We start from the raw sequence: 13,662 nt of genomic DNA on the forward strand, positions 1-13,662 counted from the left end.
CCCGCCGACCAGGACGACGGCGGCCCCGCCCACCCCCACCACGCCCACCCCCCCCCCCCCCCCCCCCCCCCCCCCCCCCCCCCCCCCCACCCCCCCCCCCCCCCCCCCCCCCCCCCCCCCCGCCCCCCCCCCCCCCCCCCCCCCCCCCCCCCCCCCACCCCGGTGGAGCCGCACGCGGCAGCGGTGACCGCGCCGGTCACCGTCCCCGTCGCCGCCCTGCGGCGGGCGCCGACCGCCGTCCTCGACGAGGTCGCGCGCCGACGCCGGGGACGGGCGCCGGTCAGGCGGTGCGTGTCCGCGCGGGCGCTCCGTCGTCCGCGGCCTTGCGCGGTGCGGGGACCGATCGGCGCGTGGGGGTGTCGGGCATCGGGCCCCCGGCGGTGAGCCGGTAGGCCTCCGCCAGCCGGCGCAGGAGCGCGGCCTTCTCCGCGGGCCGCATCGCGGACCGCATGTTCTTCTCGGCCTGGTCCCTGATCGCGGTGAACAGGGCGTCCTGTGCCTCTTGCTTCGCCTGGGAGTGCATCGGAGGCCTCCTCGTGACCCGCCGCCGGCCGTCCTGGCCTGCACGGATGGTCGCACCGGGAGGGCCTCCGCAGCAGGTCACCAGCCGCGGGCGCGCCACTCCGGCAGCGACGGCCGCTCGGCGCCCAGCGTCGTGTCCCTGCCGTGGCCGGGGTAGACCCACGTGTCGTCCGGGAGGACGGCGAACAGCCGCTGCTCGACGTCGTCGATCAGGCTGGCGAACCGCTCGGGGTCCTCCCAGGTGTTGCCGACGCCGCCCGGGAAGAGGCTGTCGCCGGTGAAGGCGTGCGTGCCGGCGCCCTCCGGGCCCCGCCAGACCAGCGCGATGCTGCCGGGCGTGTGCCCGCGCAGGTGCACCACCTCCAGCACCTGCTCGCCGACGGCGACGGTGTCCCCGTGCGCGACCGTCCGGTCGACCGGCACGGGCAGGTCGCCGGCGTCGGCGGCGTGCGCCACCGTCTGCGCCCCGGTGGCCGCGACGACGTCGGGCAGGGCGCGGTGGTGGTCCCAGTGCCCGTGCGTGGTGACGACGGTGCGCAGGTCGGCGTCGCCGATCAGGGCGCGCAGCGTGTCCGGCTCGGCGGCGGCGTCGACGAGCAGCGCCTGGCCCGTGGCGGTGTCCCGCAGCAGGTAGGCGTTGTTGGCCATCTCGCTGACGGCGACCTTGCTGATCGTGAGCCCGGGCAGCTCCCGCACGTCGGCCGGGCCACCCACCTCGACGTCGCCGGTGTAGGTCATCGGGCCTCCGTTCGAGAACTGTCGGCGAGCGCGGTTACGGTCGCCCGCATGGACGCTAGCGGAGCTCCGGGCGGCGCCCGGCTCGTCGGCCTGCCCGCCTCCGTCCTCGCCGGGCGCGTGCGCGCGGGCGAGGTGTCCGCGGTCGAGGTGGTGCGGGCGCACCTGGCCCACCTCGCCGACGTCGAGCCCCGGATCGGCGCCTTCCGCGTGGTCCGCGCCGAGGAGGCGCTGGCCGAGGCGGCAGCCGTCGACGCCGACCCGCGCCGGGCCACGCTGCCGCTGGCCGGCGTCCCGGTGGCGGTGAAGGACAACGTCGGCGTCGCCGGGGAGACCGTGACCGACGGCTGCGCCGCCCACGCCATCACCGCGGACGCCGACCACGAGGTCGTCGCCCGGCTGCGCGCCGCCGGCGCCGTCGTCGTCGGGATCACCCGGGTCCCGGAGCTGTGCCTCTACGCCGCCACCGACGGGCCGGGCACGGTCACCCGCAACCCGTGGGACACCGCGCTGTCCCCGGCCGGGAGCTCCGGCGGCAGCGCCGCCGCGGTCGCCGCGGGAGCGGTCCCGCTGGCGCACGGCAACGACGGGATGGGCTCGCTGCGGCTGCCGGCCGCCGCGTGCGGCCTGGTCAGCCTCAAGCCCGGCCGCGGCGTGCTGCCCGGCGGCATCGGCGCCGACGACTGGTCGGGCATGGCGGTCAACGGCGTGCTGGCCACGACGGTCGAGGACGTCGCGCTGGGCACCGCGGTCCTGGCGGGGGAGGACGCCGACCTGGACTGGTCGGCGGCCGACCCGGGCCGGCCGCTGCGCATCGCCGTCGGCCGCCGCTCCCCGTTGCCGTGGGCCCGGCCCGACGCCACCGCCCTGGGGGCGGTCGAGCGGACGGCGCGGCTGCTGCGCGGCGCCGGGCACGTCGTCGTCGAGCGCGCCCCGGTGGTCCCGTGGGGGGCCGTCTTCGGTGCGACCGCCCGCTGGCTGGCCGGCGCGGAGGACGACGCCACGGCGCTCGGGCTGGACCGGGCGGCGCTGCAGCCGCGCAGCCGCACCCACGCCCGGCTCGGCCGGCTGGCCCGGCGGGCCGGTCTCGTCCGGCCGGCGACCGCCGAGCGGTTCCGCGAGCGGACGGCGGCGTTCTTCGCCGAGGACGACCTCGACGTGCTGCTGACCCCGATCACCAACGGCCCGCCGCTGCCGGCGCGGCCGTGGCACGAGCGGGGGTTCCTGGCGAACTTCGACGCCGACAACCGGTGGGCGCCGTGGGCCTGGCCGTGGAACCTGGCCGGGGTCCCGGCGGTCGTGCTGCCCGCCGGGACGCGCGAGGAGGGGGTGCCGCTGGCGGTCCAGCTGGTCGGCCCCCCGGGCAGCGAGACGCGACTACTCTGGCTGGCCGGAGAGCTGGAGCGACGCGCGCCCTGGCGCCGTCACGCCCCGGTGTTCGACCCCGCCCGAGCGCCGTCCCCGGCCTCCGTCTGAGCACCCCCACCCGGCGGCAACGTCGCCGTCGTCACGGATTGCGCGCGGACAGTGACGGCGTTGTCCGTATCGACATCTCGACACACTGACCGCGGCCCGGCGAGACCGGCCGGCCCGGCTGACCGACAGGGATCACTTTGGACCGTCTCGTCGTCCGCGGCGCCCGTGAGCACAACCTCAAGGACGTCCACATCGACCTGCCCCGCGACGCCCTGATCGTCTTCACCGGGCTGTCCGGGTCGGGCAAGTCGAGCCTGGCCTTCGACACGATCTTCGCCGAGGGCCAGCGGCGCTACGTCGAGTCGCTGTCGGCCTACGCCCGCCAGTTCCTCGGCCAGATGGACAAGCCCGACGTCGACTTCATCGAGGGCCTGTCGCCCGCGGTGTCGATCGACCAGAAGTCGACCAACCGCAACCCGCGGTCGACCGTCGGCACCATCACCGAGGTCTACGACTACCTCCGGCTGCTCTACGCCCGCGCCGGCCAGCCGCACTGCCCCAACTGCGGCAAGCCGATCGCCCGCCAGACGCCGCAGCAGATCGTCGACCAGGTGCTGTCGATGGAGGAGGGCACCCGGTTCCAGGTGCTGGCCCCGGTCGTGCGGGCACGCAAGGGCGAGTACGTCGACCTGTTCAGCTCGCTGCAGACGCAGGGCTTCTCCCGCGTCCGGGTCGACGGCGTGGTGTACCCGCTGACGGAGCCGCCGAAGCTCAAGAAGCAGGAGAAGCACACGATCGAGGTGATCGTGGACCGGCTGACGGTGAAGGAGAGCGCCAAGCGCCGCCTCACCGACTCGGTCGAGACCGCGCTCGGCCTCGCCGGCGGCCTCGTCGTCCTGGACTTCGTCGACCTCCCCGAGGACGACCCGGAGCGCGAGCGGACCTTCTCCGAGCACCTGGCCTGCGTCGACGACGGCCTGTCGTTCGAGGCCCTCGAGCCGCGCTCGTTCTCGTTCAACTCGCCGTTCGGCGCCTGCCCGGAGTGCACCGGCATCGGGACGCGCAAGGAGGTCGACCCCGACCTCGTCGTCCCCGACCCGGAGAAGAGCCTGGCGCAGGGCGCGATCGCCCCGTGGGCCGGGTCGATGAGCAACGAGTACTTCCAGCGGCTGCTGTCCGGGCTGGCCGACCAGCTGGGCTTCTCCATGGACACCCCGTGGGAGGCGCTCCCGGCGAGGGTGCAGAAGGCCGTCCTGCACGGCTCCCCGGACCAGGTGCACGTCCGCTACAAGAACCGCTACGGCCGCGAGCGCAGCTACTACGCCGCGTTCGAGGGCGTGCTGCCGTTCATCGAGCGCCGGCACGAGGACACCGACAGCGACTACATGCGGGACAAGTACGAGGGCTACATGCGCGACGTGCCCTGTCCCGTGTGCCACGGCACCCGGCTCAAGCCGGAGATCCTCGCGGTGAAGCTCAACGGCCGCTCGATCGCCGAGGTGACCGGCCTGTCGATCGGCGAGGCGGCCGACTGGCTCGGTGCCCTGGAGCTGGGTGAGCGCGAGCGGGCGATCGCCGACCGCGTGCTCAAGGAGATCCAGGCGCGGCTGTCGTTCCTCGTCGACGTGGGCCTGGACTACCTGTCCCTCGACCGGCCGGCGGCCACGCTGGCCGGTGGCGAGGCGCAGCGGATCCGGCTGGCCACGCAGATCGGCTCCGGGCTGGTCGGCGTCCTGTACGTGCTCGACGAGCCGTCGATCGGCCTGCACCAGCGGGACAACACCCGGCTGATCGAGACGCTGGTCCGGCTGCGGGACATGGGCAACACGCTCATCGTCGTCGAGCACGACGAGGACACGATCAAGACCGCCGACTGGGTGGTCGACATCGGCCCGGGCGCCGGTGAGCACGGCGGCGAGGTGATCGTCAGCGGGCCGGTGTCGGAGCTGATGGCCAGCGAGCGGTCGCTGACGGGGCAGTACCTGTCCGGCCGGATGGAGATCACCGTGCCGAAGGTGCGGCGGCAGCCGACGCCGGGGCGCGAGCTGGTGGTCAAGGGCGCCCGCGAGCACAACCTCAAGGGCGTCGACGTCACGTTCCCGCTGGGCTGCCTGGTCGCCGTCACCGGGGTGTCGGGCTCGGGCAAGTCCAGCCTGGTCAACGACATCCTCTACACGGTCCTGGCCAACGAGCTGAACCGGGCGCGGATGGTGCCGGGCCGGCACCGCACGGTCACCGGGCTCGAGCACCTGGACAAGGTGGTGCACGTCGACCAGTCGCCGATCGGGCGGACGCCGCGGTCCAACCCGGCCACCTACACCGGCGTGTGGGACCAGATCCGCAAGCTGTTCGCGCAGACGTCGGAGGCGAAGATCCGCGGCTACCAGCCGGGGCGGTTCTCCTTCAACGTCAAGGGCGGGCGCTGCGAGGCGTGCTCCGGCGACGGCACCCTCAAGATCGAGATGAACTTCCTGCCGGACGTCTACGTCCCCTGCGAGGTGTGCAAGGGCGCCCGGTTCAACCGGGAGACGCTCGAGGTGCACTACAAGGGCAGGACGGTCGCCGAGGTCCTCGACATGCCGATCGAGGAGGCCGCGGACTTCTTCGCCGCGATCCCCTCGATCTCGCGGTACCTGCGCACGCTGACCGACGTCGGCCTGGGCTACGTGCGGCTCGGCCAGCCGGCGACGACGCTGTCCGGCGGCGAGGCGCAGCGGGTGAAGCTGGCGAGCGAGCTGCAGAAGCGGTCCAACGGCCGCAGCGTGTACGTCCTCGACGAGCCGACCACCGGCCTGCACTTCGAGGACATCCGCAAGCTGCTGCAGGTGCTGCAGGGCCTGGTCGAGAAGGGCAACTCGGTCATCGTCATCGAGCACAACCTCGACGTGATCAAGAGCGCCGACTGGCTGATCGACATGGGGCCCGAGGGCGGGTTCCGCGGCGGCACGGTCGTGGCCGAGGGGCCGCCGGAGTTCGTCGCGTCGGTGCCCGAGTCGCACACCGGCCGGTACCTGGTGCCGCTGCTCGACCCCGCGGCGATCGAGGCCGCGGCGGCCGGGCCGAAGAAGCGGGCCACGCGCAAGCGCGCCAGCTGACCGGAGCTCCGGGGATGCGCATCGGCGAGGTGCGGGTCGACGCCGTCGCGGACGGGACGTCCGTCGCCCGCCCGAGCTGCTTCGGCGCCGACGTGCCGGCCGGTGCGCACCCCGAGGTCTTCGACCGCGACGGCGCCGCGTGGCTGCCGATCGGCTGCTTCGTCGTCCGCACCGGCGGCCGGGTCGTCCTGGTCGACGCCGGCACGGGGCCGGAGGCGCAGTCCCTGCCGGACCGGATGCTGCTCGCCGGCGGGCAGCTGCCGACCGGCCTGCGGGCGCTCGGCGTGCGCCAGGACGACGTGACCGACGTCGTGTGCACGCACCTGCACGCCGACCACGTCGGCTGGCTGTTCGGGCCCGACGGCGAGCCGGGGTTCCCCGGGGCGACGATCTGGTTCGTCGCCGCCGACGGCACCCACTTCGTCGACGGGCCGGGGGAGATGGCCGGCCACGTCCGCACCGGTTTCCGCCGCTGGGCCGGGACGGCGCGGCTGCGCCCGCTCGCGGAGGACGCCACCGTGACGCCCGGGGTCGACGCCCGGCTGACGCCCGGGCACACGCCGGGGCACCCGCCCGTGTCGGTGACCTCCGGCGGGGAGCGCCTGGTGCTGCTCGGCGACGCCGTCACCTGCCCGGTGCAGCTGGCCGAGCCGGGTTGGCGGTCGATGGGCGACGTCGACGCCGCGCTGGCCCACCGCACCCGGCGGCGGCTGTGGCGGGAGCTGGGGGAGGAGGGGACGTCCGGCGTGGGCGCCCACTCCCCGCAGCCGGCGCGTGGCCGCGTGACCCGCTCGGGTGGGCGGTGGGAGCAGGCGGACTGAGACCGGTCGCGTCGCGCCTCAGCGGCGTCCGCGCCGCACGAGGAACGCGGCGGCCAGGGCGGTCGCGAGCCCGACGGCCACCAGGACGGGTACCGCCCGGGCCGGTGCGCCGCCGTCGTCGGCGCCGGACGCCGTGCCGGTGCGGGCGGGCTCGCCGGCGGGGGGCGTCGGGGTGCTCGCGGCCGGCGCGAGCGGGGACGGCGGTGCCGCGGGTGCGTGGTAGAAGACGAAGACGCCGCGCTGCCGGTGGCCGTCGTCGGAGACCGCCGACCAGGCGACGGTGTGCCGGCCCGCCGTGGTGAGGGCGACGGGCGCGACCAGGACGGCGCCGTCGAGCACGACCGGGCCGGCACCGGCGGATGCGCCGTCCGGCCCCGTGACCGTGACCTCGCCGCCCGCCGGCCGGGCCGCGAAGGTCAGGGTGACCGCCCGCGGGGTCGTCATCACGGTGCTGTCGGCGACCGGCTCGGTGGCGAGCAGCAGCGGGTGCGCCGACGCGGTGCCGGGCGCCGCGAGCGCGAGCCCGAGGGCCAGCAGCGCCGTGAGGAGCAGGCGCGGTGGGATCGTGGGTCCGCGGACGGTCGGCACGAGGGCCTCGGGGAGGGCGGCGCCGCTACGTCCAGCGCCGGATGAAGTCGATCGTCGCCCGATCGACCTCGGCGGGGTGCGAGGCGCTCAGGAAGTGCCGGCCGCCGTCGACGACCCGCAGCTCGGCGTCGGCACTGCTCGTGAAGAGCCCGATCTCCTGCTCGGCGTTCGCGACGGAGTACACCGTGTCCTCGGTGCCGTGCATCCACAGGACCGGGCACCGCACGTCGTCCAGGCGCCCGTGCAGGCCGTCGCGGTCGCGCAGGTTGATGCTGGAGAGCCGGAGACGGCGGCGGCCGTCGTCTCCGCTGTAGTTCTGCTGGTGCGTCTCGTGCCAGAACGAGCGCTCGGCCGGGGACACGTCCTCGCCGAGCCCCTCGGCGAGGACGGCGTCGACCAGTTCCACCGGGACGGCCCAGTCGTGCCCGACCTCCTCGGCGAGCGCGTCGATGGCCGGGGTGCAGAAGGCGACGCCGTCCCAGCAGCCCAGGTCGCGGCTGCGCGGGCTCTCGTGGTCCATCGAGGTGCCCAGGGGGACGATGCCCGTCACGACGCGTGGCGCCAGCATCGCCATCCGGGCCGCCACCCACCCGCCCTGTGACGTGCCCAGGACGAAGGCCTCGGGGATGCCCAGCGCGTCGAGGACCTGCAGGTCGGCGACGGCCGAGTCCCAGTAGGTGAACTGCTCGTACGAGGCACGGGTGCGGCCGTGGCCGTAGGGCTCGAGCGCGAGCAGGTTGGCGGTGGCGGCGAGGTCCTCGTCGGCGAACTGGGGCCGGTAGAGGTCGGCGGACGTGCTGAAGGAGTTGACCAGGACCAGCGTCGGGAGCGAGGGGTCGTAGGGCCGGCCGAACCGGTAGCCGATGGTCGACGTGCCGAGGTGGGGCACCGTGATCGTTCCCGTGTCCGCCATGGTCGCTCCCGTCGCTCGGGCCGGCGCGCGGCAGGTCGGCCATGCAGGGCGTGCGCCCGTCATCGTGTCCGCGGCGTCCGGGACCGGTCAACGCTCCGGGTCGCACACGCGCCTCGCCCCGGGGTCCCGCCTCGGCGGGGCGGTGGGGTGGTCGTCGCGGTGAGGCCGGTGGGGGTGGTGACGGTGAGGGCCCCGTCGGCGGCCGGGCGGTGCCGCCAGCCGGGGGCCCGGTGCTCGCCGCGGTGGTGGCGGGCGCAGCAGCCGGCCAGGTCGGGCGCGGCGGTCGGGCGGTCGACCGGGCGATCTCCCGGTCGGCGGCCTGCGCGGCACCCAGCGGCCCGGACGACAGCCCGACCGCCGGCGCCACCGGCACCGGGGCGGTCACCACGTCGTCCACGTGAGCGCTCATGCGTTCGAAGAACGAGGCGCCCGAGCCGCTGAGCAGAAAGGACGGCACCACGGTAACAAGACGGCATCGTCCGAGGCGCGGCCGGATGTGATCCAGGGCACGCTGGGACTGTGATTACTGACCGAACAGTCAGTGCGGCCGGCGCGAGCCTCCTGTGCGGCCGGCCGCGGTCCTGCTGGCCGCCGCGGATGAGTCCGGGCGGGGAGACGGGGCTCGTGCACGCCGTCGAGGTGCACCGCAGCGCGGAGGAGTTGACGGGGGAGAACGAGGTCGCGCTCTGCGGCGCGATCGTGCAGGTGCTGGAGGCCCCCTGGCGCGCGGCGGACGACCCGTGCCCGCGGTGCCGCCGGCTCGTGGGGTGAACGGGTAGCCCGAGCCCCCGGCGCCCCCGGACGGCCCTCCGCGGAGTGACGTGCCGCCGTCGTGGGTCAGGATCCCGTCGAGACCCTGGGATGCTGCCCCCGTGAGCCGGGCCAGCGAGGACTCCAACCGGCGCATGCTGCGGGCGCGGGACGAGATGGACCGCTCCTACGGGGAACCGCTGGACGTCCCGGCGCTCGCCCGCATCGCGCACGTCTCCGAGGCGCACTTCATCCGCACCTTCAAGGAGACCTTCGGCGAGACGCCGCACCGGTACCTGCAGCGCCGGCGGGTGGAGCGGGCGATGTTCCTGCTGCGCAGCACCGACCGCACGGTCACCGACATCTGCATGGCCGTCGGCTTCTCCAGCCTCGGCACGTTCAGCCGGGTCTTCGCCGAGGTCGTGGGGGAGCCTCCGAGCGTCTACCGGCGGCGCGGGCCGTTGGCGCCGGTGCCCTCCTGCTTCGGCATGCGCTGGCTGCGGCCCAGCGAGAAGACAGCAGTTCCGGAGAAGCCCGCCGCCGACGCCCGCCCCTAGCGTCGTCGGCATGTTGACCTCCATCTCGATCACCTCCCTCTACGTCCTCGACCAGGACCAGGCGCTGGACTTCTACGTCGGCAAGCTGGGCTTCGAGGTCCAGACCGACCAGCAGTTCGGGCCGATGCGCTTCCTCACCGTCGTCCTGCCCAGCGACCCCGGCCACGCGGTGCTGCTGGAGCGGCCCGCCCCGCCGTCGGTGAGCCCGGAGATCGCCGACACGGTGCGCGACCTGGTCACCAAGGGCGCCGGCGGCGGCCACCTGTTCCTCACCACCGACGACGCGCACAAGACCCACGCCGCGCTCAAGGAGAAGGGCGTCGACCTGCCCGAGGAGCCGGTGGTGCAGCCCTACGGCATCGACTTCGGCTTCCGCGACCCGTTCGGCAACTCCGTCCGCATCGCCCAGATGACCCCGCCGCCCTCGGCGTGACCCCGCCGGCCGGGCCCGCCGGGGACCGCGTCGCGGTCCCCGGGCCCGGCCGTCACGGAGCCGGCAGGGGCCGGCCGCGGAACCCGCACGTCCGGGTCCGCCGGCTCGACCGCGCCTCCGGCCGGGTCTAGCGTCCGGTGTGACCGCCGTCACCACCGAGGGGAGGCCGTCCGTGCCGCTCAGCCGGAGGTCGTTCCTCGCCGGGACGGTGGCCGCCCCGGCGCTGGCGGCCGCGGCCGGGGCGCTCGGCGGGTGCGCCGGCACCGTCGTCCAGCCCGGCGACCTCTCCCGGCTGCGGCTGATGGCGCCGGCCAGCCCCGGCGGCGGGTGGGACACCACGGCGCGCGTCTTCCAGCGGGTCGTCCAGACCAGCGGCCTGGCCCGCAACGTGCAGGTGTTCAACGTCGAGGGCGCCGGCGGCACGATCGGCCTCGGCCAGCTCGCCCGGGAGACCGACGACGCGCTGCTCATGATGATGGGCCTGGTCATGGTCGGCGCCGTCGACACCAACGACTCCGCCACCCGGCTGTCCGACGTCACGCCGATCGCCCGGCTGATCGGCGAGACCGAGCTCATCGTCGCCCCGGCCGAGGCGCCCTACACCGACATCCGGGGCTTCGTGGAGGCGTGGGCCGCCGACCCGGCCGGCACCCCCATCGCCGGCGGCTCGGCCGGCGGCACCGACCAGATCCTCGCCGGGCTGCTGGCCGAGGCCGCCGGCATCGACCCCGGGCAGGTCAACTACATCGCCTACTCCGGCGGCGGTGAGTCGCTCGCCGCGCTGCTCGGCAACCAGGTCGCCGCCGGCATCTCCGGCCCCACCGACTACGGCGAGCAGGTCCGCACCGGCGACCTGATCGGCCTCGCGGTCTCCACGGCCGAGCGGTCCGACCAGGTGCCCGACGTCCCGACCCTGGTCGAGTCCGGCTTCGACGTCGAGGTCTCCAACTGGCGCGGCCTCATGGCCCGGCCGGGGATGTCGCAAGAGGCGCGCGAGGACCTCACGCAGCTCGTCGTGGACGTCCACGACACCCCCGAGTGGGCCGAGGCGGTCGAGACCAACGGCTGGGACGACCTGCTCCTCACCGGCGACGAGTACGGCGACTTCCTGGCCGACGAGGAGGCGCGGGTGCGCGCGATCCTGGAGCAGATCGGGCTCGTGCAGTGAGCGGCGCGTCGCCGGACCCGGACGTGTCCACCGCCGACGCCACCGGCACGCACGACGCCGCGGAGTCCCGGCACCCCGCCCCGCCGCCGGCCGGGGTCAGCCGCGGCGAGCTGGCGATGGTGGTCCTGCTCGGCGCGCTCGGGCTCTACCTCGTCCTCGACGCCGCGAACATCGCCGTCCCCGGCTCGGCGAACGCCATCGGCCCGCGCTTCTTCCCGTACCTGGTCGGCGGGGTGGTCCTGGCCACCGCGCTCGGGCTGGGCTTCCGCGTGCTCAAGGGGGACCGCGGGCCCTCCGACGAGAGCGAGGACGTCGACCCCGACGCCCCGACGTCGTGGGCTGCGGTCGGGGTCATCGCCGTCGCGTTCCTCGGCCACGCGCTGCTCATCAACGTCATCGGCTGGCCGCTGGCGGTCACGCTGATGTTCGCGCTCGTCGCCTGGGCCCTCGGCGCCCGCGGCATCGTGCGGCCGCTGCTGGCCGGCGGGGTGCTCTCGGTCGTCGTCTGGATCGTGTTCGTCAAGGGCCTCGGCGTCGCGCTGCCCGGCGGCACCCTCCTCGAGCTGGCGACGAGCTGGTTCTGATGGGCGCCCTCGCGGACCTGGCCGGCGGCTTCGTCGACGCGCTCACCCCGGTCAACCTGCTGTTCGCGCTGCTCGGCGTGCTGCTGGGCACCGCCGTCGGCGTGCTCCCGGGCATCGGCCCGGCGATGACCGTCGCGCTGCTGCTGCCGGTCACCTACGCGCTGGAGCCGACGACGGCGTTCATCATGTTCGCCGGCATCTACTACGGCGGCATGTACGGCGGCTCGACGACGTCGATCCTGCTCAACACCCCCGGCGAGTCCAGCTCGATCATGACCGCGCTCGAGGGCAACCGGATGGCCAAGGCCGGCCGCGGCGCCGCCGCGCTGGCCACCGCGGCGATCGGGTCGTTCGTCGCCGGCACCATCGCCACGCTGCTGCTGGCGCTGGTCGCCCCGACCGTCGTCGACCTGGCCATCGGCATCACCCCGGCCGACTACTTCGCCCTCGCCGTGCTGGCCTTCGTCGCGGTCGCCACCGTCCTGGGCGCCTCGCCGCTGCGCGGGCTGGCGTCCCTCGGTGTCGGTCTCTACCTCGGGCTGGTCGGCACCGACGTGCTCACCGGGCAGGAGCGGTTCACCCTCGGCGTCCCGCAGCTGGCCGACGGCATCGACGTCGTCGTGGTGGCGGTGGCGCTGTTCGCCGTGGGGGAGGCGCTGTACGTCGCCTCCCGGCTGCGCCGCGGGCCGGTGCAGGTGATGGCCGCCTCCGGGCCCTGGCTCACCCGCCGCGACCTGCGCCGCTCGGTCGGCCCGTGGCTGCGCGGGACGGCGCTGGGCTTCCCGCTCGGCGCGCTGCCGGCCGGCGGCGCGGAGATCCCGACGTTCCTGTCCTACGCCGCGGAACGGAAGCTCACGAAGCACCCGGAGGAGTTCGGCCGCGGGGCGATCGAGGGCGTCGCCGGACCGGAGGCGGCCAACAACGCCGCGGCCGCGGGCGTCCTCGTCCCGCTGCTCACCCTCGGCCTCCCCACCTCGGCCACCGCGGCGATCATCCTGGCCGCCTTCCAGGGCTACGGCATCCAGCCCGGCCCGACGCTGCTGTCCACCGAGTCCTCGCTGGTCTGGACGCTGATCGCCGCGCTGCTCGTCGGCAACGTCATGCTGCTGGTGCTCAACCTGCCGCTGGCCCGGGTGTGGGTGCAGCTGCTGCGCGTCCCGCGGCCCTACCTCTACGCCGGGATCCTGCTGTTCGCCTCGCTGGGCTGCTACGCGGTCAACGCCGACCCGCTGGACCTGGTCCTGCTGCTGGTCCTCGGCCTGCTCGGGTTCGTGATGCGCCGCTACGGCTGGCCGGTGGCCCCCGCGGTCATCGGGCTGATCCTCGGCCCGGTCGCCGAGACCAACCTGCGACGCGCGCTGGCGATCAGCAGCGGCGACCTCGGCGTGCTGGTCGAGACCTGGTTCAGCCGGGTCGTGCTGTTCCTGGCGCTGCTCGCCCTGGTGCTGCCGGTGGTGCTGCGGGCCGTGCGCGGCCGCCGCTCCACCCCGGAGGAGCTGCAGGCGGGGGAGGGGCTGCGGCACCACGAGCACGGGCAGGACGAGCGCGTCGGTGCGCGCGCCGACGGGGAGGAGGAGCGGTGAGCCGGCAACCGGTGGTCGTCGTCGGGCACGTGCCCACCCCGCGCGGGCAGGCGGCGCTCGAGCACGCCCTGGCCGAGGCGCACCGCCGCGGCGCCCGGCTGGTCGTGGTCAACAGCAGCCGCGGCGACGCGCTGGTCGACGAGGAGTACCTGCAGGGCGCCCCGCTGCGCCGGCTGCAGGACGAGCTCACCGTCTCCGGCCTGCCCGTCGAGCTGCGCCAGCCGATCGGCCGCGACGTCGCCGAGGAGCTCGCCGACGCGGTGTCCGAGACCGGCGCGGAGCTGCTGGTCATCGGCCTGCGCCGGCGCAGCGCCGTCGGCAAGCTGCTCATGGGCAGCGCGGCCCAGCGGATCCTGCTCACCGTCGACTGCCCGATCCTCGCCGTGAAGGGCCCGCCCGCGGCGACGGCTTGAACGCCGGGCGTCACTGCGCTTATCTTCTGTGTGACGGACGTCACGCCGTCGGACCGGCGTGGCGGGGTCCTCGATGGATGGAGT

General features: G+C 75.1%; 14 protein-coding genes. 10 read left to right on the plus strand and 4 right to left on the minus strand.

The window, feature by feature from the left end; translation table 11 throughout:
- Positions 1 to 280: 280 nt before the first annotated feature.
- Positions 281 to 523 carry a hypothetical protein gene (locus tag ACI8AK_RS06940; protein ID WP_387993035.1) on the minus strand — a complete coding sequence of 81 codons (243 nt, stop codon included), beginning with the start codon at positions 521 to 523 and terminating at the stop codon, positions 281 to 283.
- A gap of 77 nt (positions 524 to 600) precedes the next feature.
- On the minus strand, positions 601 to 1,260 hold the full coding sequence (locus ACI8AK_RS06945; RefSeq protein WP_387993032.1) for an MBL fold metallo-hydrolase: 660 nt from the start codon (positions 1,258 to 1,260) through the stop codon (positions 601 to 603).
- Positions 1,261 to 1,308: 48 nt separating this feature from the next.
- On the opposite strand from ACI8AK_RS06945, the gene ACI8AK_RS06950 reads away from it, so the two are divergent.
- From ACI8AK_RS06950 to ACI8AK_RS06960, 3 genes are all read left to right on the plus strand, one after another.
- On the plus strand, positions 1,309 to 2,733 hold the full coding sequence (locus ACI8AK_RS06950; RefSeq protein ID WP_456955617.1) for an amidase: 1,425 nt from the start codon (positions 1,309 to 1,311) through the stop codon (positions 2,731 to 2,733).
- 137 nt (positions 2,734 to 2,870) lie between these two features.
- Positions 2,871 to 5,768 (plus strand): excinuclease ABC subunit UvrA, encoded by a 2,898-nt coding sequence (uvrA, locus tag ACI8AK_RS06955; protein WP_456955619.1) that lies wholly within the window; start codon positions 2,871 to 2,873, stop codon positions 5,766 to 5,768.
- A 14-nt stretch (positions 5,769 to 5,782) separates the two neighbouring features.
- Positions 5,783 to 6,589: an MBL fold metallo-hydrolase gene (locus ACI8AK_RS06960; RefSeq protein WP_456955621.1), complete on the plus strand. Its 807-nt coding sequence runs from the start codon at positions 5,783 to 5,785 to the stop codon at positions 6,587 to 6,589.
- 18 nt (positions 6,590 to 6,607) lie between these two features.
- Here ACI8AK_RS06960 and ACI8AK_RS06965 read toward each other — a convergent pair whose 3' ends face one another.
- Positions 6,608 to 7,177: a copper resistance CopC family protein gene (locus tag ACI8AK_RS06965; RefSeq protein WP_456955623.1), complete on the minus strand. Its 570-nt coding sequence runs from the start codon at positions 7,175 to 7,177 to the stop codon at positions 6,608 to 6,610.
- Between the two features lie 25 nt (positions 7,178 to 7,202).
- Positions 7,203 to 8,090 (minus strand): alpha/beta fold hydrolase, encoded by an 888-nt coding sequence (locus ACI8AK_RS06970; RefSeq protein ID WP_387993017.1) that lies wholly within the window; start codon positions 8,088 to 8,090, stop codon positions 7,203 to 7,205.
- Between the two features lie 624 nt (positions 8,091 to 8,714).
- On the opposite strand from ACI8AK_RS06970, the gene ACI8AK_RS06975 reads away from it, so the two are divergent.
- The 7 genes from ACI8AK_RS06975 to ACI8AK_RS07005 all read left to right on the plus strand — a co-directional run bounded on the left by ACI8AK_RS06975 (position 8,715) and on the right by ACI8AK_RS07005 (position 13,578).
- Positions 8,715 to 8,861: a hypothetical protein gene (locus ACI8AK_RS06975; protein ID WP_387993014.1), complete on the plus strand. Its 147-nt coding sequence runs from the start codon at positions 8,715 to 8,717 to the stop codon at positions 8,859 to 8,861.
- 101 nt (positions 8,862 to 8,962) lie between these two features.
- Entirely contained in the window at positions 8,963 to 9,397 is a 435-nt protein-coding gene (locus ACI8AK_RS06980; RefSeq protein WP_387993011.1) for a helix-turn-helix domain-containing protein, read from the plus strand.
- Positions 9,398 to 9,407: 10 nt separating this feature from the next.
- The gene (locus tag ACI8AK_RS06985) at positions 9,408 to 9,830 is read left to right on the plus strand and encodes a VOC family protein (RefSeq protein ID WP_387993008.1); all 423 of its coding nucleotides are present in this window, start codon (positions 9,408 to 9,410) and stop codon (positions 9,828 to 9,830) included.
- A gap of 172 nt (positions 9,831 to 10,002) precedes the next feature.
- The gene (locus ACI8AK_RS06990; RefSeq protein WP_456902944.1) at positions 10,003 to 10,998 is read left to right on the plus strand and encodes a Bug family tripartite tricarboxylate transporter substrate binding protein; all 996 of its coding nucleotides are present in this window, start codon (positions 10,003 to 10,005) and stop codon (positions 10,996 to 10,998) included.
- 23 nt (positions 10,999 to 11,021) lie between these two features.
- A complete protein-coding gene (locus ACI8AK_RS06995) occupies positions 11,022 to 11,582 on the plus strand; it encodes a tripartite tricarboxylate transporter TctB family protein (RefSeq protein ID WP_387993003.1) in 561 nt (186 codons plus the stop codon).
- The gene (locus ACI8AK_RS07000) at positions 11,582 to 13,165 is read left to right on the plus strand and encodes a tripartite tricarboxylate transporter permease (RefSeq protein WP_456955624.1); all 1,584 of its coding nucleotides are present in this window, start codon (positions 11,582 to 11,584) and stop codon (positions 13,163 to 13,165) included. The genes ACI8AK_RS06995 and ACI8AK_RS07000 overlap by 1 nt, the downstream gene beginning before the upstream one ends.
- Positions 13,162 to 13,578, plus strand: coding sequence for a universal stress protein (locus tag ACI8AK_RS07005; protein ID WP_387992998.1), 417 nt, complete (start codon positions 13,162 to 13,164; stop codon positions 13,576 to 13,578). Before ACI8AK_RS07000 ends, ACI8AK_RS07005 begins: the two co-directional genes overlap by 4 nt.
- Positions 13,579 to 13,662: the final 84 nt, after the last annotated feature.

The sequence above is a fragment of the Geodermatophilus sp. SYSU D00867 genome (assembly GCF_054050315.1).